15 protein-coding genes are annotated in these 18,648 nt (G+C 43.7%); 13 read left to right on the forward strand and 2 right to left on the reverse strand.

The window, feature by feature from the left end:
* Positions 1-65: 65 nt before the first annotated feature.
* Complete coding sequence (locus BV375_RS37980; protein ID WP_243713824.1) at positions 66-1,898, reverse strand: sensor histidine kinase; 1,833 nt, start codon at positions 1,896-1,898, stop codon at positions 66-68.
* 844 nt (positions 1,899-2,742) lie between these two features.
* The gene (locus BV375_RS02475; protein ID WP_086756899.1) at positions 2,743-3,258 is read right to left on the reverse strand and encodes a hypothetical protein; all 516 of its coding nucleotides are present in this window, start codon (positions 3,256-3,258) and stop codon (positions 2,743-2,745) included.
* A 481-nt stretch (positions 3,259-3,739) separates the two neighbouring features.
* Between BV375_RS02475 and BV375_RS02480 the strand changes: the two genes are divergently transcribed.
* The 13 genes from BV375_RS02480 (at position 3,740) to BV375_RS02535 (ending at position 18,589) form a co-directional block, all read left to right on the forward strand.
* On the forward strand, positions 3,740-5,083 hold the full coding sequence (locus BV375_RS02480) for an ATP-binding protein (protein ID WP_243713825.1): 1,344 nt from the start codon (positions 3,740-3,742) through the stop codon (positions 5,081-5,083).
* A 577-nt stretch (positions 5,084-5,660) separates the two neighbouring features.
* Positions 5,661-6,224, forward strand: a complete 564-nt coding sequence (locus BV375_RS02485) for a DUF4255 domain-containing protein (RefSeq protein WP_243713826.1) — start codon at positions 5,661-5,663, stop codon at positions 6,222-6,224.
* 13 nt (positions 6,225-6,237) lie between these two features.
* Complete coding sequence (locus tag BV375_RS02490; protein ID WP_086756903.1) at positions 6,238-7,434, forward strand: hypothetical protein; 1,197 nt, start codon at positions 6,238-6,240, stop codon at positions 7,432-7,434.
* Positions 7,435-7,460: 26 nt separating this feature from the next.
* Positions 7,461-9,209: a phage tail sheath C-terminal domain-containing protein gene (locus BV375_RS02495; protein ID WP_086756906.1), complete on the forward strand. Its 1,749-nt coding sequence runs from the start codon at positions 7,461-7,463 to the stop codon at positions 9,207-9,209.
* Positions 9,210-9,271: 62 nt separating this feature from the next.
* Positions 9,272-9,703 (forward strand): phage tail protein, encoded by a 432-nt coding sequence (locus tag BV375_RS02500; RefSeq protein WP_086682976.1) that lies wholly within the window; start codon positions 9,272-9,274, stop codon positions 9,701-9,703.
* A 184-nt stretch (positions 9,704-9,887) separates the two neighbouring features.
* Positions 9,888-10,379, forward strand: coding sequence for a phage tail protein (locus BV375_RS02505; protein WP_086756908.1), 492 nt, complete (start codon positions 9,888-9,890; stop codon positions 10,377-10,379).
* A 51-nt stretch (positions 10,380-10,430) separates the two neighbouring features.
* Positions 10,431-10,595: a DUF5908 family protein gene (locus BV375_RS36475; protein WP_166507352.1), complete on the forward strand. Its 165-nt coding sequence runs from the start codon at positions 10,431-10,433 to the stop codon at positions 10,593-10,595.
* 3 nt (positions 10,596-10,598) lie between these two features.
* On the forward strand, positions 10,599-11,306 hold the full coding sequence (locus BV375_RS02510; RefSeq protein ID WP_086756910.1) for a LysM peptidoglycan-binding domain-containing protein: 708 nt from the start codon (positions 10,599-10,601) through the stop codon (positions 11,304-11,306).
* A complete protein-coding gene (vgrG, locus tag BV375_RS02515) occupies positions 11,303-13,075 on the forward strand; it encodes a type VI secretion system tip protein VgrG (RefSeq protein ID WP_086756912.1) in 1,773 nt (590 codons plus the stop codon). Before BV375_RS02510 ends, vgrG begins: the two co-directional genes overlap by 4 nt.
* A gap of 77 nt (positions 13,076-13,152) precedes the next feature.
* Positions 13,153-13,449 (forward strand): PAAR domain-containing protein, encoded by a 297-nt coding sequence (locus BV375_RS02520; protein WP_086756914.1) that lies wholly within the window; start codon positions 13,153-13,155, stop codon positions 13,447-13,449.
* Between the two features lies 1 nt (position 13,450).
* Positions 13,451-13,966 (forward strand): GPW/gp25 family protein, encoded by a 516-nt coding sequence (locus BV375_RS02525; RefSeq protein WP_086756916.1) that lies wholly within the window; start codon positions 13,451-13,453, stop codon positions 13,964-13,966.
* A 196-nt stretch (positions 13,967-14,162) separates the two neighbouring features.
* The gene (locus BV375_RS02530; protein WP_086756918.1) at positions 14,163-17,768 is read left to right on the forward strand and encodes a baseplate J/gp47 family protein; all 3,606 of its coding nucleotides are present in this window, start codon (positions 14,163-14,165) and stop codon (positions 17,766-17,768) included.
* A gap of 356 nt (positions 17,769-18,124) precedes the next feature.
* Complete coding sequence (locus tag BV375_RS02535) at positions 18,125-18,589, forward strand: carbohydrate-binding protein (protein ID WP_086756959.1); 465 nt, start codon at positions 18,125-18,127, stop codon at positions 18,587-18,589.
* Positions 18,590-18,648 lie beyond the last annotated feature (59 nt).

Genomic DNA, 18,648 nt, shown 5'->3' on the forward strand with positions numbered 1-18,648 from the left:
AAATTACTTTAATCTCGCTTCAGTATTTTCTCACAAATGATTCCGGATTGCTATAAATTTGGGATTTAGGAATGTAGGCGCTGCTGAAATTGAGCAGCTTTGCCAGAATCGGGAATTTCTGCTGCCAATATTTTTATCAGTTCTTTGCGGGAAATATTTAAGGAAGATTTGACAGCTTTTTGCACAAGGAAAACAGCCATCGGTCCGATGAATTCAGCTAATTCTCGCTCGCATTGATGTAAAAAGCTTTCAGTGATTGCTAAAACATCTGTACCCAATAAATTGATAGGTAAATCCTCTGGCTTTGACTTTACTTCTGGTTGACTCAAAGATGCGCTTACTACAGAACTTGATTGCTGCTTAAACACAATTTGTTTATCAGAAACAAGATGCACGGATAATTTATCTATGACTTCTTGGTAGTTGAAAGCTTGTGCTACTTTTTTTGGGTCGGAAATTTCTAATGCTACTGTTTTGATCAGTTCTACATGAGAAATGTTGGGAGAGGATTGCCGTACTTTTTGCACTAAGTAATGAGCTATTGGGCCAATTAACTCAGCCAACTTTTGCTCACATTGACTGATTAAGCAATCATCGCTAGCTAAATTATCTGAATTTTTCTCTGTTTCGGGGTTTGATTCCCTAAACAACATTCTTGTGTTTTCCAACTCAAGGTGTTGCTGCTCGGCCAAGTTTAACTTCAAATTATCAACCAAATCTTTGCTGTTAGAAACTTGATCCGCAACTTGTTTTAAGAATGTAGGAGCTATCGTCTCAGCAAATTCCATGAGAGTATTATCCAGATGGTTATACTCTTCTGGAGAAAGAACTAACTGTGGCTGAAAATCAGATGAAGTCAATTCATCATAAATCTCTTCTAGCTGAGTTGTATCAGCTATTTTTAAACTAAAATCTATTGCTAAAGTCTCTTCAACTGGCGTTTTCTCAAGAATTTTTAAACTAAAGTCCTTTGTGGAAGTCTCTTCAACAGGAGTTTTATCAAGAATTTCTAAACTAAAATCTGTTGTGGAAGTTTTTTCAAGTGGAGTTTTATTAATAATTTCTAAACTAGAATCTGTCGCGGAAATTTCTGCAACTGGAGTTTTATTAATAATTTCTAAACTAGAATCTGTTGTGGAAGTTTCTTCAACTGGAATTTTATCAACAATTTTTAAATTAAAATCTTCTTCTGATATTGATTGTTCCCAAACTGTCTGCTGCTCTAAAGGCAGATTAACAGTAATCCGACAGCCATATCCTGGCTCTGTGTCAATATTACAATTACCTTTTAAAGCTAACACTCGTTCTTGCATCCCTTGAAGACCAAATCCAGTTTTGTTTTGCAACAGGCTGAATCCTTTGCCATTGTCTTGGATGCTAAGGCACAAATTGCTGGAAGTGTAACTGAGATTAATATCTACTTTTGTTGCACCAGCATATTTACAGATATTTGTCAATCCTTCTTGGATGATTCTGTAAAGAGTTTTGACTACCTCAGTAGATAAAGAAACAGGTAAGTTGATGTTGGTAGAAGGTAAGATACCTGTAACTTGATAAAAATTTTGTACTAAAGAATCGATCAGATCTGTTAAAGTCTGCTCTAGGGGCGCAATCTCCCGCATACTGCTGACAGATTGGCGAACTTCTTGAATAGCGATCGCTCCTAGACGTTGAGCTTCTGCTAAAAACTTTTCAGCTAGGGTGGGGTCAAGATTCCAAAGTTTGTGCGCTGTTTGCAGCTGAATATTGAGAGTTGTCAGAGCGTTTCCCAAAGAATCATGGATGTCGCGAGCAATACGTTTGCGTTCTTGCAGGGCTGCCAAGTCTTCAATTTGAAGGATATGTTGCAGCATCTGCTCGCGGGCTATTGATAGATCTATATGATGCTCAGCTACCACGGTGTTCACCCACTGCAATATTAAATGGTGACAAGCTACATAATTGCATCACTTGCAACAGACGATTTTCCTGATTTTACGACTATTATTTATTTGCTGCTGCTAAATGCAAGATAAATAGCTAACTACTATTATTGAACAATACTTTAAGTAAGACAGTGTAAATATTTGTTGCTGAAGTCTGGCAGAGAGCAGACATTGGTATCCAATTTAGCGCAGTCGTCATGGACATCTGGTTGAAGCATTAAACCTGACTAGAATTAGATACAGATGCGGACTCTCAAAATAAAGAATTGGAAAGTTATTTTTGCAGTTTGAACAATTTAATTTTGTAGTGCGGGCCAGAAAGCCCGCGCGAGCTTTTCGGCTCGCACTACTTATTTTTACTTGATGGCTTAAACAGTTAAATAGTCCTAATCCTAGGTTGCTTTAGCTGCATGTAAACTTTGTCCAAGTTGAGAATTGGAGTTTTGCCAAAGGACACACAGAAGAGTATAAGATTTGCTAGTAAAACCCGATTAAGAAAAAACTCTCGGTAAACTTTGTGGAGGATATCTTTGACCAAGAAAATCCTTCTATAGCAGCGATAACCGTTCAGTTGTGGAAATTAAACAATTAAGCGCAGACGAACAGACGTTTTTTGAAGCGAGTCAGGCTTTGATAGAGTTGCGCGATCGCAGGTTGTATTGAGAGAGTTTGGCATGGAGAGTACACCATGAGAGCACAGCTTCTGAAATATTAGGACTAGCTTCTTAATGGCAGCAGATGCAGTCCTCAGCGATCGCCTTGAGTGAATATATTCCAATTCACTGGAGGAGACAGTCAAAATTTAGCTGCGTTTGCTCTAAGTGATAGATGAAGTCTCTGATAGTACTGCACCAGAAGCAGTTGTCTTTTCTGGCTGAGTAGAAGGTGATTTCGCGGGTATGGAATTAAATTTGATTTCCCACCCCAAATATTTTTTAATGAACGAACTCGACCATTCGTATACGCGCTCAAAAGGCCACAGGAGGAATTTCAGCAAAGCAGATATAGTTTGTTCGAGAGTAGGTTGCTCCACTTCCAGCCACGCCCGAAAATAAGAACCACTTTGAAAAGCGATGCCCCAAACCCAGATAATCAAAGCAATTAGTAAGAAAAACGAAAAGGATATTAGAGCGATCGCTTGCTTGAACAGATCCCAAGTTTTTCCAGCAGCTTGTTGGTAAACAACTACAGTATCCTTTTGGGAAAGAGTTTCCCATAGTTGTATAGCCTGTTGAATGGGATTGTACTGTATCGGTTGGGAATCCTCACTTTTGTAGAGAACTGGAAGGCTATTAACTGATTCTTGACTTTGTTTAACCACAGTTTCTTGCATAAATTTAGTCAATCTCTTGGTTTGATACCACTACTCTAAATTCGCACTTATCGATTAATGACATTTGATACTAGCTGCCCGAAGACTAGGAAGAACAATAATGTCTAGTCTTGTAAACGCTAAAAATAGAGCCTTCCTACATGAAATCAGCTTCTTTACTGGCTCTTGCGGCTCAACTATGCTCGTTATTGCACAACAAATTTAATCTATTATGAGATGACATTCTCAAAAATAGATATTGATACATTAATTAAAAATTACATATCTTGGCAAGCATTTCTTTTAAGATTTTTTACTTCGAGCATTGCAAGAATACGCACAAGTATGATTATTATTTCTATTCTGTAAACCTATAGCAGATTTGCGTATGCTCTATCTATAGAGAAGCAAGCGATCGTCTTCACAAATCTAAAAAAGTCAATAAAAACCATTGAGATTACCACCAAGTACAAAGAGTCAAATCCCCTAAACGGCACAAAGCATGATGCATTTGCCTGATATTCAAACCCTACACACAGCACTCAACTACCTAGCTCAGGTAATCCAGTGGCGTATGGGCTGTTACTTCAGCGATCGCAACCAAGATAGGGAACCAATGCCCAATCCACCAGATGAATGGATGACCGCAGATACTCCCCTACTCGGATTTATTCGCAAGCACCAATTGGATATTGCTGCGCAACTCACCCTACTTATGGCGCTGGCTCCTTATCTGCAACCCGATTTTTTTGATCGGTTGATTGCGGCCCAGTTACCCCAAGCTGGTGATTATCCCGAAATCGGTGGATGGAGGGGCAAAACCCATCGTGGCTTTCTACCAACAGGTGAAACGGTGCTGTTTATCTTGGGTGGTAATCAATTTGGCGATCGCCTGCGTCTACAGCAACTTTTCAGCGTGGAACACCCCTTTTCCCGCGAGGGCGTAATCTACCTCGATCCGCCAGCCGAGGGTGAACCCCTGATGAGTGGCAAACTCGTCATGACTCAGGACTACATCGACCTCTTTATTCAGGGACACTTTTCTCGTCCTCATTTTAGTACGCGTTTTCCCGCCCAGCGCATCACTACTGAAATGGAGTGGGAGGATTTGGTTCTCAATGCCCAAACCTTACAACAAATTCGCGATCTAGAAGCCTGGATCACCTATGGACCAACCATTCTCTATGAATGGGGCATGAAAAAGAAGCTCAAACTGGGCTATCGGGCCCTATTTTATGGACCACCTGGTACAGGCAAGACTCTCACAGCCAGCCTCTTGGGCAAATATACTGGCAAAGATGTTTACAAGGTAGACATCTCGATGATGGTGTCAAAATTTATTGGTGAGACGGAAAAGAACCTAGCTAACCTCTTCGCCAGAGCCGAAAATAAGGATTGGATTCTCTTCTTCGATGAAGCTGATGCTCTTTTTGGCAAGCGCACCAATGTGCGTGATGCTCATGATAAATATGCTAATCAAGAAGTAAGCTACCTGCTACAACGGGTAGAAAATTATGACGGGCTGGTGATCTTATCTTCTAACTTCAAAAGCAATATTGACGAGGCCTTCATCCGCAGATTTCAATCAATTATTCAATTCCCTATGCCTAACGCCAAAGAACGGTTGCAACTGTGGCAAATGGCGTTTCCATCCCAGGTTAGGTTGGCTGATGTCGTAGACTTACCTCAAATTTCAGCTACTTATGAACTGACTGGATCAGACATCATGAATGTGGTGCAGTACTCCTGTCTGCAAGCATTACAGCAAGGTGATACAGTCATTCATCATGAGGATCTGCTTTACGCTATCAAGCGGGAATTTAGCAAAGCTGGAAAGATGATGTAAAAAGTAAAAAGCGAGCGCAAACTCCAAAGCCTCTTGAGGAAGGGCAAGGGGGCAGGGGAAGAAAGAAATAACTATGTGGCTATTGACCATTGACTCTTGACCAAGGACAAATGATTATCGATTTAACTTGACCCAAAAATATAATTTTGGTATTGTCTTAGGTTTTAGTAACAAAAGCTAGCGGGTGAAAATACATAGAATACAAATAATTATTACATTCAGCGAAATAAAACTCAGAGAAAAGATATTGTCTTTATTGGGTAATAATACGGTTGTAGATAAAATGGTGGGCTAGATATTTCCATTTTTAACTAGTAAAGTCTCAAAATTAGGCTAAAGCCCTATAAAGTTCAAATAAGCTTGCAGACTAGGGAGAACCAATTCAAAAAATATCCAAGTAACTAAATCATCTCGGAGGTTTGCAGCAAAAAATTAATGTTGCAACAATTACCTTGATACGGGCATTTTTTTAGACAAATGCTCTCAGTTTTTTATGTCTTTACTACTTCTGGATATAAATGAAAAAATCTAAGTTTTTGGCTGATTCCTTCACCGACTTTTTATGATATTTGATGCAATGAGGCTGATACAGGTTGGTTTGCAGCGCTACATCTTAGAAATGGAGCCAGAACTTGGTCCAGGACAGGTTGTGCTGATAGATAACATTGGCATGGCTGAAGAACTCGGTGGAGCAAACAATCAGCTCAATGGGCATGTGGTGATGAGCTTAGTAAACCTCCAAGAAGAGGCTACGCTCAAAAATGCTAGTCACTATCGCTTGATTAATGGACGTACTATTTATCAAAATCCTCCCGTAAACCTCAACCTATTTATTCTTTTTTCCTCACTACACAATCAGTACGAAACAGCCCTCAGACTACTTTCGCGAGTATTAGAGTTTTTTCAGTCGCAACAGGAAATTTCGTTTACCTCTACGCCCGGAAATGGCGGTATCTCGCGCAATGTGCGGGTCATACCAGACCTCTATTCCCTGAGCTTCGAGCAACTTAACCAACTATGGGGATCTCTGGGTGGTAAACAAGTGCCCTTCGTGATGTATCGTGCCCGTCTTGTAACCATAGAAGCACAAAAACGGCAGGCTGAAAGCGAAGTCATCTCTGGAGTCTCTGTTAATGAGTGAGAGGTAACCAGTTATGAAGGTTCTATATAAAAAAATCCTCGATCTAGAAATTTGGCACGACTATTATTTAGGCCAGCCCAATGCGCTTAAACCACCAACTGGTTATGATATCTCCGATATGTTGGCTTTGGTGCCTACCCCAGAATGTCTGCGGGTACTGCGAAATTTACGTTGGCTCTTTCGTCCACAGCCACGAGGAGCAAGTATCTTTGCCCATGTAGAACAAGCATCCTCGGGTGAATTTGCGACTTTACTACCAGTGAATCGACCTGAGCGACTGACATTCTGGTTAATAGTGCGCGATCGCTATTTTGCCAATTTCACAAATCTGCCTCTAACCAAGAACCGCGAGCAAATTTATTATTTCTCGAATCTTTCAGGTAATCAGGGTCATGCTTTATTCTTGACTCAACCCTTGCCAAGTTACGCTGCTAACAGCGAATATCATCTAGGACAATTAGTCAATCACGATGGCAAGACTCTGGAAGCATTGAGTTACCAGGCTTCTGCTAGTAAGAACCCGAACGCCAATGATTGGGATATCTTGCCTAATAGTCAATATGTCTCAGAACTAGACAGGTTACCCAAACAGGGACTTTCCCGAATATATACCATCCCGAAAGCTAATCCTAGAGATATCTGGCGGTTGACTTTACTAGATGTACATGAGCTGGAAACTTTTGCCTTGGAGGTCACAACTCCAAGTACTCATGCTCCTGGTGATGCGATCGCTTGTAGCCTAAATTTTTCTGGACAAATCCCCGGTCGCTACAAGCTATGCCTAAATAATATCCAAGTTGATCGGTTTGTTCTGTGTGACCCTATTGCTTCCAAAGATGCATTTGCTCTGGTCGAAATCGTTCTGAATCAGAGCCTAGTTCCATCAGCTTTTTCCCTCTTGCAACCTCAGGATGGAAACACCCTAATTAAACCAAAAACTTATGTTATTCGCTGCAAAAATCGGGCAACTCGCTGGCGCTATCGCTACGAAAAACCTCATGGCTTCAGTGCCGCCAGTCTACCTAACTTTGAATTAATAGATGCCAAAACTTATGCCACCAAAAGACCCCTAGGTCTGCGTTTGCAACCAGATAGTTTACTCACCGATGGTAAAGACCAGCTGCTACCAGCTCCTACGAGCGCGCTGATCAAGCCCGAAACTGATGCTCAGGCGCGCGTCACCACCATCTTTTCTGATATTCATCTGTAACGTACCAGCTATTACACACAAGAATTATGCCAAGCACTTACAAAACTCCAGGGGTTTACATTGAGGAAATTTCCAAGTTTCCCCCTTCTGTAGCTCAAGTTGAAACTGCGATTCCTGCCTTTGTTGGCTATACCGAGAAAGCTGTAGTTAGAGGCATTGATTACCATAAAGTCGCGGCAGATGCAAAAGCAGCAGCTGATGCAGCAGCAGATCCAGAAAAAGCAGCTGATGACACCAAAAAGGCAGCTGCTGATGCCAAAAAGGCAGATGATGACGCTCAAAAGGCAGCTGCTGACGCCAAAAAGGCAGCCGATGACGCACCAACAGATGCGGTAAAAGCCAAAACAGCAGATGATGCTGCCAAAGCAGCCAATGCCGCCAAAAAGGCAGCTGATGACGCTCAAAAGGCAGCCGATGCCGCCAAAAAGGCAGCCGATGACGCCAAAGCAGACCCAGACAAAGCAAAAGCAGTAGCTGCTGCTGCCAAAGCAGTAGCCGATGCCGCCAAAGTGCCTGTGCCTGTGAGGATTACATCACTACTGGAATATGAGCAATTTTTCGGGACTGCCGTACCTGAAACCAGCATTACCGTAAAAGTGACAGATACAGATGTCAATGCTGCTATTACTACACCTTCACCCCACATTCTGTACTATTCGCTGCAAGCCTACTTTGCTAATGGTGGTGGCCCTTGCTATATCGTATCCGTAGGTAAAGCTCCTAGCACAATTCAAAAAGCAGACTTGACAGCAGGTCTAGATGCGATTGAAAAAGAAGATGAAGTAACACTAATTGTATTTCCAGAGAGTCTGAGTCTGGTAACAGGTGACTTGAGTCAGGCATCTGCTTATGCAGACTATGCAGCAGTTTATGATGCCGCATTGGCACAAGCTGCCAAACTCCAGGATCGTTTTGTGGTCATGGATACTCTTTTAGATCCCAGCAATGCATCCCTGACTGACGCAGCTAATGCCTTTAGGAGTCATGGCATTGGGATAAATAATCTGAAGTATGGTGCAGCTTATGGGCCTCGTTTAGAGACGATTTTCAACTATTTCTACGAGGAAACCGGAGTTAACGTCACGTTGCCGGATAATTCCACTGTTACACTAGATAAACTTAACCCTACGACTACACCCACCACTACCAACGGCCAATTTTATCCCCTAGTTAAAAGCGCCATCGATCGCCTACCAGTAGTACTACCAGCAGCACCGATTGTCGTAGGAGTTTATGCCGCAGTTGATAATAGCCGTGGGGTTTGGAAAGCCCCAGCCAATGTCAGTTTAAACTCAGTTATCCAACCTACTATCAAAATCAGCAACGCAGAGCAGGAAGACCTTAACGTCCACACTACAGGCAAATCAATCAACGCCATTCGCGCTTTTATTGGTAAAGGAACCTTGATTTGGGGTGCGCGTACCTTAGCAGGTAATGATAATGAGTGGCGTTATGTTCCAGTCCGTCGCTTTTTCAACATGGCAGAGGAATCGATCAAGAAAGCTACCGAGGCATTTGTTTTCGAGCCTAACGATGCCAACACTTGGGTGAAAGTGCGAGCCATGATCGAAAACTTCCTGATTCTGCAATGGCGGGCTGGGGCATTAGCTGGAGCCAAGCCAGAACAAGCCTTCTATGTGAGAGTAGGGCTGAACGAAACCATGACCGCCCTAGATATTCTTGAAGGTCGGATGATTATCGAGATTGGGATGGCGGTGGTGCGTCCAGCGGAATTTATCATCCTGAAGTTCTCGCACAAGATGCAGGAAAGTTAATTCGATTAATCGATCGCAAATTATTGAGTTCCTAAATTAACCCATCAACACATTAAGCATTTATGGCTGATTATCCTTTACCAAAGTTTCATTTCCAAGTAGAGTGGGGCGGCACTCGCCTAGGATTCACCGAAGTATCCGGACTAGATGTAGAAACCGACATGATCGAATACCGAGAAGGTAACATGCCGGAATATCACAAACTCAATATGCCCGGAATGCAGAAATTAAGCAAAATCACCATGAAACGGGGTACTGTCAAAGCCGACAACGATTTTTATAAGTGGTGGAACACTGTAGCCTTAAACACCATTGAGCGTCGTGATTTGACCATCAGCTTACTCAATGAAAAACATGAACCTGTAGTGGTTTGGAAGATTAAACACGCCTGGCCGACCAAAGTACAATCCACTGATCTCAAAAGCGACGGTAACGACGTAGCGATCGAAAGTATTGAGATTGCCCATGAAGGACTAACTATTCAGAACGGGTAGGGTCTATTTCATTAATTCTGATGAGTTAAGGCGATCAGATCCCCGGCTTCTTGAAGAAGTCGGGGATCTCCGAACCGCATACTGCAAAGCAGAACCCGCAGGTAGGCGCGTTCGCGTTGGCGCAGCCTCTCGTAGAGAAGCGTCTCGAAGAGAAGGGCGCAAAGGAAGAGGAAAGAAGAAAAATATGGCATATAGTTATCCCCCGGTCAGTTTCTTTTTTGATGTCAGCTTTCAAGGCGAGTTTCAGGGCGAGAGACTGGATAAAAACGTAGTGGAGACCCGCTTCCAGAGTGTTACTGGTCTGAGTGTAGACATGGAGACCGAAACCCTGAAAGAAGGTGGTGAAAATCGCTTTGAGCATATCTTGCCAGTGCGTACCAAGTACGATCCACTAGTACTAAAGCGAGGTCTAGTCAAAAACTCCAAGATGGTGCAATGGTGCATGGATGCCATTCTCAACTTTGACATCCAACCCATGAACCTATTAGTGAGTCTGCTGCATGTCAAGTCTACTGCGGCTAACCAGCCATCTCAAGATACCGCACCGCTTGTTACTTGGAAGGTGATTAATGCCTGGCCCAAGAAATGGTCAGTCTCGGAATTTGACGCTGAAAAGAACTCTATTGCGATCGAATCGTTGGAGTTGAATTACAGCTACTTCGAGATGCTTACGTAACCCAACAAGAATATTAAGGTGGGAAATGCTCACCCTACAAACTACAAACTTATGCCAATAGAGATTAGGGAACTGGTTATTAGAGCCTCTGTCAACGAAGGCCAGCAAGAGCAAAATCAAGGGGTAGGCAATTTCGATGCTGATGCGCAGGCTGCGATTATTGCTGCTTGTGTAGAGCAGGTTCTAGCCATCCTCAAGGAAAAGTCAGAGCGGTAACCCATGACAGGCGAACTCACCAAAGTTAAAATCCAGGCCTACAAGGATAAGCGATTTGAGAATAAGCATGGAGAATTTGATCTGCCGATCAATCCGGAGCAGTTTTCCCAAGCTTTTAAGGTGGAATACGACTCAGCACAAGACATAGGCTCCCAGGGCAACGATCCGCAGTATAAATTTACCAGACCCGAAGAACTCAAGCTCGACTTTACCTTCGATGGTACTGGCGTAGTGCCAATCAAAGGTAAAGCTAACGCATTTCATAAAGACGTAGCTAAACAGGTACAGGATCTGCTCAATGTGGTTTACACCATGAAGAATGAGACTCACAGACCTAACTTTCTGCGTTTGTTGTGGGGAAGCTTTTCCTTTGGTGCTAAAAATAGCTTTGATTGTATCCTCAAAGATCTACAGATTAACTACACCCTGTTTGCCCCAGATGGTAAGCCCTTGAGGGCAAAGATTAACGCTACCTTTGTCAGCTATATTGAGCCGCAGCGTCGTGTCCGCGAAGAAGGGAAACAATCGCCCGATGTTACCCATGTACGCAAGGTGACAGCTGGTGATAACCTACCTCTGATGACTCATCGCATTTATGGTGACCCATCTTATTATTTGCAGGTTGCTAAAGTGAACGGTTTGGTGAATTTTCGCCGTCTGCGTACTAACACGGATTTGAGATTTCCGCCGCTGGAGAAAACAGAACTATGACTGACCTCATCGTTCCCCAAAATGCAATCTATGATCTTGCCACTTTCGAGTTGTTCTCCGATGGTAAGGAGATCACAAACATTTATACGGTGTTGTCCTTGACAGTCAACCGCATAGTCAACCGTGTGCCAACAGCGCGGATAGTGCTGCGTGATGGTGCTGCGGATGAAGAAACATTTGTCGCCAGCGAGGGGCCTGACCTAATTCCGGGTAAAGATGTGGAAATTGCTCTAGGCTACGATGGTCATAACAAAACTGTCTTCAAAGGGCTAATTGTCAAGCATTGCTTAAAGGTCGGTGCTAATGGCGACTCTATACTTGTGCTTGAGTGTAAAGATGCGGCGACTAAATTAACGATCGGTCGTCACAGCCGATACTTTAGTGAAGTTAAAGACAGCGATGCGATCGCACAAATTATTAGCAGTTACGGCGGCATCAGTCAGGATATAGAAAGTACGAAAGCTACGCATCCAGAGATTGTTCAATATTACGCTACCGATTGGGACTTTATTCTGTCACGGGCGGAAATCAATGGGCAAATTGTCCTCGCGGAAGACGGTAAGCTCAAAATTAAAGCCCCAAGCACCAGTGGTAGCTCCTTAATTACCCTTACCTATGGCGTTAACCTGCTGGAATTTGAAGCAGAAATGGACGCTCGCTCCCAGTACAAAGCCGTGAAGGCCAAGGCTTGGAGTTACACCGATCAGGCATTAGTCGAGATTGAGGGAACTGAGCCGACGGTGAATAAACAAGGTAACCTGTCAGGGCAGAATTTGGCTAATGCGATCGCTCTGAGTGCTTGGGAATTAAGTCATGGCGGTCGGATACAAGAACCAGAACTCCAAGCCTGGGCTGATGCTCAACTCCTAAAAAGTCGGTTAGCTAAGATACAGGGGCGAGTAAAAATCATAGGCTACCCTGATGCCAAACCTGATACCTTAATTAAATTGGAAGGTCTAGGACAACGCTTCAACGGATTAGCCTACGTCTCCGGTATTCGTCACGAGATGAATGGCGGTGCATGGTATACACATATACAACTTGGACTTGCACAACAGTGGTTTTACCAAGAAACAGATATCGTAGACAAACCAGCCTCAGGACTGCTTCCCGGTGTCAACGGCTTGCAAATCGGGGTGGTGGTGCAGTTGCAGGGCGACCCCAACGGCGAAGACCGGATTTTAGTCAAAGTCCCCACAATCCAGTTTCAGAGTCAGGGGATTTGGTCACGGATTGCCACCTTGGACGCTGGTAATAATCGCGGTTCTTTCTTTCGCCCGGAAATTGGCGACGAAGTGATCCTGGGCTTTCTCAACGACGACCCCCGCGACCCGATTGTGCTGGGAATGCTCAACAGCAGCGCTAAACCAGCGCCCCTAAAAGCAGCTGATGAAAACCATCACAAAGGCTTTTTTACCCGTTCCCAAATGAAGGTGAGCTTCGACGACGAGAAGAAAATCATCACCTTGGAAACCCCAGGGAGTAACAAAATTATCATCTCCGATGAGGACAAAGGCATTGCCTTAAAAGACCAAAACGGCAATACCTTAATCATGAACGATAGCGGCATCACCATGAAAAGTCCCAAAGACATCACCATAGAAGCCACTGGGAAGTTAACACTCAAAGCCACCCAAGATACCAGCATCGAAGGTTTAAACGTCAATGTCAAAGCCAACGCTCAATTCAAAGCCGAAGGTAGTGCAGGAGCCGAAGTTTCTACAAGTGCGATCGCCATTCTTAAAGGCTCATTGGTGCAAATAAATTGAGCAGGGGAATGAGGCAGGGAGCAGGGCGAGAAATGACAAATGACAAATGACCAATAACAAATGACAAATGACAAATTATGGGAAAACCTGCTGCTCGTATTAATGATATGCACGTCTGCCCGATGCAGAATCCTGGCCCTGTGCCCCATGTTGGCGGCCCTGTGATTGGGCCAGGAGCGCCCCTGGTGCTGATTGGGGGTATGCCAGCAGCTGTATTGGGTGATACCTGCATTTGCTCTGGTCCGCCAGATAGCATCGTCATGGGATCGGCAACTGTAATGATTGGGGGAAAACCTGCTGTCCGGCTGGGTGATAGCACGGCCCACGGTGGCTCGATTGTGTTGGGAGATTTTACTGTTTTGATTGGAGGGTGAGATGAGTGATGTCTATCAACAAGGCCCTGCACGGCTACGCAGCAAGGCATACTTGGGTACTGGTTGGGGATTTCCACCGACCTTTGAGCGCGGTAGCAAAGGTATACGACTGGTCAGCGCTGAGGATGATATATGTGAGAGTTTGCAAATTCTGTTGTCTACTAGTTTGGGCGAACGGGTGATGCAGCCGACTTACGGCTGTAACCTTCAGGATTTGCTCTTTGAACCCTTTAGCCCCACAGTCGCTAGTAGTGTCAAAGAACTGATCCGCATTGCCATTCTGTATCACGAACCCCGTATCCTGCTTAACCAATTGGATTTCAACCTTGATGAACAGTTGCAAGGTGTCGTCAATATTACCGTAGACTACACCATCATCAGCACTAATTCTCGCTTCAATTTTGTTTATCCTTTCTACTTGCAAGAAGGTAGCGGCAACCTACTTTCGGTTGCACCGGGAACAGCAAAGTTTCCTATAAGGGAGGATTTGGAAGTTATTGCTGAGTCTAGTGTATGACTTATTTTTTTTAACGCAGAGGAGCGCAGAGGTTCACGCAGAGGGGCGCAGAGGTTTTATTAAGGTTATTCGTGTTGTTAGTTTAAACAATTGGTATGTTCTTTCAAATCTGCGGCTGAGAATGTCTTTAATTTTGAACTTTGAATTTTGAATTGTTAACCTGATGTCCTGCTTTACGTTGGTAATCTAGAAATCCATGAGCATCCGCCCCGATCTACCTAAAAATCCATTAATCCGCGATGGGGTAAGCCAGCGCCAGCGACAGGTTTTAGCTTTGTCGCCCGATTACGTCAAGATTGACGAACACGACCTGGCTGATTTTCTGGTGTTTGCTCACAAACTCAGTAAACAGGTTAATTACTACAACTACAAGAACCAAAAAGAAGGTAACTGGCAAGAATTTTTTGCTAGTAGTACACCTGTGCAAATCGCTTTGATTAGCAAAACTCGCCCTCAAAAAGTTAAAGATAACTATACGCAGAATTTGCCAGCTTTTCTCAAAAACCAGTCGGCTGCAACTCTTGCACCTATTCTGGAACTATGGAAAACCGAGTTGTTGAATCCGATCGCCCAGTGGTATGAAGTGTTAGAACCCTACACCCCGCTGAAATCGATTATTAAAGGACTAGTTAAAACCAATCTGAAAGAGCCTTTAAGGCGGATGCAGTTGTTTGAGACTAATCAAGGTATAGGGACAGATTTTTACCAAAAATTTGTGGGATTATTTGGGCTGGATCTCAGTTCCGATCAAACAAGCGAACGCACTCGTGTAAGCAATACATCCGAACCGCGTGCTGAAGTAGATGCTGTTTTTCAGATGTTGTTTCAAACTTACCGTCAGATTATCAAGGAAGCACCGAAGTATTTAAAAGATAGTTTGACAGCCCGACAGGATCATCCACCGCATCTATCGCTGTATTTTGCCTTTTGGGAGGTGATGCAACCAGCCAGAGATGATCTCAATCGCATGACTCAGAGACATCTTGACTTTTTCTATCGTCAAGTGCTGCGTTTGAGCGATCGCCCCGCCCAACCAGACCACGCTCACTTAATATTTGAACTAGCCAAGGCTCAAAAAGAATACAAACTCAACGCCGAAACTCGCTTCAAAGCTGGTAAAGATGCCAGTGGTGTTGAGATGTTTTACAAACTTGATGCCGAAACAGTCTTCCACAAAGCTACGATAGCCAGTTTGCAAGGGCTGTTTTTGGACTCACAAGAAATCGCAACTGGCAATATCCCCAACAATCTTTTGGGTTTGTATGCTTCACCGATAGCAAACTCTTTTGATGGTCAAGGCGGAGATTTCCCTAAAGAACAAGCGATAAAGATCTGGCTACCTTTTGGGAATCGCACACGCAACCATGCTCGTTTAGGATTGGCGATCGCCTCAAATATTTTTTATCTTCAAGAAGGGTTACGCACCCTCATTTTTACTCTGAGCTTTGATCGGGCGCTTGCTGGAGTGATAGCCAGCGATTTACCAAATATTTTCGCTGTTGATTTTAGCGGCAAAAAAGATTGGATAGTTGCAAAGATTCGCCCGCTAGAGACTCACAGCGAAACTAGCCTAGAAGGTCAAACCCTAAAATTAGAAGTCAGCCTAACTGCCGATCAAGAACCAATCGGTGTTTACCATAGCGAACTACCTGGTGCTGCACTCACTACAAATTTGCCTGTCGCCAGACTGCAATTAAAAGATGAGGCGCAGGTGAATGGCTTGTCACCTTACAGTTATTTCCGCGACCTCAAACTTACCAAACTCACGATCAGCACCAAGGAAATAGAGATCCAAAACTTGGTATTGCAAAACGATTTATCCCCCATCAACCCAAGTAAACCCTTCCCACCCTTTGGCCCCAGACCAGCCGTAGGCGCAACCTTTTATGTAGGGAGTAAAGAAATTTTTCTAAAAAATCTCTCTGTTCTCAAGATGAAGGTTGCATGGCAAGGATTACCTGCTGATTTAGCAAACTATTATCGCGGGTATTATGTAGAAGACGATAGCAATCAGCCCGACTTTAACAATTTCTCAGCCGAAGTAAAGCGACTCACGCAACACACTTGGTCAGCAGAAGGCTTGCCTAATGGCTACAATCTCTTCAATCCAGAAGGCGATCGCATTCTTGTAGATAGGACATCCCAAACACCTCTACCTGGGGAAGAAATCGACAACTTAACCAGCTTTAATCTGCAAACCGATAGTGGTTTCTTGCGCTTCGTACTCAAACAGAACTTCCTGCACGACGAGTTCCCTCGTAAATATGCCCTCCAAACATTAGCCTCAGCTAAAAATTTTGCGGCTGGGGAATATGTTAATGGTGCTGTTTATGAACTGAGTACTGGCACCTTAACACGATGGCATCCGAGCGTGGAATTTCCCACAGAAGTAAAAGTAGCACCAATTACGCTCAACGAGCCTTATACCCCTGTCATTCAGTCAATTACGCTCAGTTACATCGCTGTCGCAGATCAACAAGATTGCAAACTGTTCCACCTCCACCCGTTTGATAGGTTTGCGGAGTTAGTATCAAAGGACACGCCCGATTTCTTACCGCAGTTTACTAATGAGGGTGAATTGCTGATTGGACTGGGCGACCTTGATCCGCCTACAGCCTTACCATTGCTGTTTCAGGTAGCAGAAGAAACCGCAGATACAGCTTTAGAAAAAGCCGATGTCCAGTGGCACTACCTCAAAGATAATACTTGGATATCCTTGAGCGATCGCATTGTCAGCGACAGTACTAATGGGCTGATTACTTCAGGTATCGTCAATCTAGGGATTCCGGAGGACATTAGCAAGCATAAAACCACCATCCTTGACCCAACTCTGTACTGGATCAAAGCTACTGTACCAGCCCGGAGTGGGGCGATCTGCCAAATCCTCGGTGTTCATACTCAAGCCGCGCGGGTGACTTTCACCGATGAAGGTAACGATCCGAATCATTTAGCTGCGCCTTTACCTGCTGGAGCGATCGCCAAACTGGCTGTACCTACACCGGAAGTCAAAAAAGTAGAGCAACCCTATGATTCTTTTGGTGGGCAAATCAAAGAGCAGCCAGAGCATTTTTATACCCGGATCGGTGAATATCTGCGCCATAAAGGCCGGGCTGTTACCATCTTTGACTATGAGCGATTGGTATTAGAAAAATTTCCTCAAATCTATAAGGTTCGCTGCATTAACCACGGACAGGTGGGGCAAGGCAAGCAGTTTCATGAACTAGTACCTGGGGCTGTAACTTTGGTTGTGATTCCTGACTTGTCGCAGCGTAGCAGCACCAATGATCTTGAACCCAAGGTCAACATTAACCTGCTAGAAAAAATCGAGAAATATTTGGCTAGTCTTAGCTCGTCTTGGGTAGATATCAAGGTTGTTAATCCCGCATACGAGCATATCCAAGTGGAGTGTGAGGTGAAATTTAAATCCCCATATAACGCTAACTTTGGCTATTATCGCCGGGATTTGAAACAAGCGATTACCCAGTTTCTTACGCCTTGGACAGTCGATCAAGGCGCTGAAATTCATTTTGGAGGCACAGTTTACCGCTCTTCTATCCTCAATTTCATTGAACAGCAATACTACGTTGATTATGTCGTTGATTTTAAGATGCACCATGATAACCAGCGCAATGTTCGAGAAGCGATCGCCTCAACTGCGCGATCTGTTCTCACCTCGGTTTCAGCTAAAACTACAGGTCAAACCCACATTATTCAAGAAGCAACTACTATCGCTGCTAATGAAAAACTTGTATCCGGCATTTTGGGTTATGAGTCGCTGGAGGCGTTGGAGTTGGGTGAGTAATTATCGTGTTCGGTTAGAGACTTATTATTAAGACCGCAGGGGAACAAGGGGAGAAAAAGTTTTTACGTTTTTGCACAGATGCAGGTGATGAAAAGGAAGTTAAAAAGATTAATAATTAGGGACTTCCAAATAAAAAAATATCCCAAATCTGACGCAAAAATCTTCTCTATATCTCCTCTCTGTGTTCTCTGCGCCTCTGCGGTTCATTTCTTTGGATAATTTCTTTCTTGGAAATCCCTTAACCGCCGATAAACGCTGATAAAAATCCTCTACCCTTGTGCCCTCTGCCTTCAGCCTTATTTCAACAATAAATATTTACACAAACCTAAATTATGTTGACTTTATCTACTATTGCTATGACACTAAGAAATCGCACCGAACTTAAGAGTTTATTCAAAAATAAAAGTCGTTTATCAGAATCTCAATTTGCTGAGTTGATTGACTCGACTTTAAACAAACACGATGATAAATTTTACGGACTTTGGCAAGACGGGCGGACATATCAGAAAGGCGATATAGTCTATTACCAAGGTGCTCTCTGGGAAATGCAAGCTGAAAAAGAAATCTGCGCTAAAAAAGATGCGCCACCAGGGACAGGTTCGGATTGGAAATCGTTGCTCAAGGAATTAGAGCAGAAAGTAAACACCATTGAGCAGAATTTAGAAAAACTAGGCAAGGAATTTGCTGAGTATAAGCAGCAGATGGAATTACGTCTGGAAAAGCTGCTCAAATATCTGACATTCTTGACCTTGGGAATTGCGATCGCTCTTGTGTGGTTGTTTGGTGGAGCTATCTATCAGCTGTTCAGTGGTGCAGGATGAAAAATCAGTACTACTTCTTCTTTTGTGTTCCCTGTTCCCTGTTCCCTTGCTCCTTCAAA

Source organism: Nostoc sp. 106C (genome assembly GCF_002154725.1).
Classification (GTDB): Bacteria; Cyanobacteriota; Cyanobacteriia; order Cyanobacteriales; family Nostocaceae; genus Aulosira.

Coding starts and splice junctions, on each gene's coding strand:
- BV375_RS02475 (WP_086756899.1), bottom strand. CDS start 3,258: ATGCAAGAAACTGTGGTTAAACAAAGTCAAGAATCAGTTAATAGCCTT.
- BV375_RS02480 (WP_243713825.1), top strand. CDS start 3,740: ATGATGCATTTGCCTGATATTCAAACCCTACACACAGCACTCAACTAC.
- BV375_RS02485 (WP_243713826.1), top strand. CDS start 5,661: ATGAGGCTGATACAGGTTGGTTTGCAGCGCTACATCTTAGAAATGGAG.
- BV375_RS02490 (WP_086756903.1), top strand. CDS start 6,238: ATGAAGGTTCTATATAAAAAAATCCTCGATCTAGAAATTTGGCACGAC.
- BV375_RS02495 (WP_086756906.1), top strand. CDS start 7,461: ATGCCAAGCACTTACAAAACTCCAGGGGTTTACATTGAGGAAATTTCC.
- BV375_RS02500 (WP_086682976.1), top strand. CDS start 9,272: ATGGCTGATTATCCTTTACCAAAGTTTCATTTCCAAGTAGAGTGGGGC.
- BV375_RS02505 (WP_086756908.1), top strand. CDS start 9,888: ATGGCATATAGTTATCCCCCGGTCAGTTTCTTTTTTGATGTCAGCTTT.
- BV375_RS36475 (WP_166507352.1), top strand. CDS start 10,431: ATGCCAATAGAGATTAGGGAACTGGTTATTAGAGCCTCTGTCAACGAA.
- BV375_RS02510 (WP_086756910.1), top strand. CDS start 10,599: ATGACAGGCGAACTCACCAAAGTTAAAATCCAGGCCTACAAGGATAAG.
- vgrG (WP_086756912.1), top strand. CDS start 11,303: ATGACTGACCTCATCGTTCCCCAAAATGCAATCTATGATCTTGCCACT.
- BV375_RS02520 (WP_086756914.1), top strand. CDS start 13,153: ATGGGAAAACCTGCTGCTCGTATTAATGATATGCACGTCTGCCCGATG.
- BV375_RS02525 (WP_086756916.1), top strand. CDS start 13,451: ATGAGTGATGTCTATCAACAAGGCCCTGCACGGCTACGCAGCAAGGCA.
- BV375_RS02530 (WP_086756918.1), top strand. CDS start 14,163: ATGAGCATCCGCCCCGATCTACCTAAAAATCCATTAATCCGCGATGGG.
- BV375_RS02535 (WP_086756959.1), top strand. CDS start 18,125: ATGACACTAAGAAATCGCACCGAACTTAAGAGTTTATTCAAAAATAAA.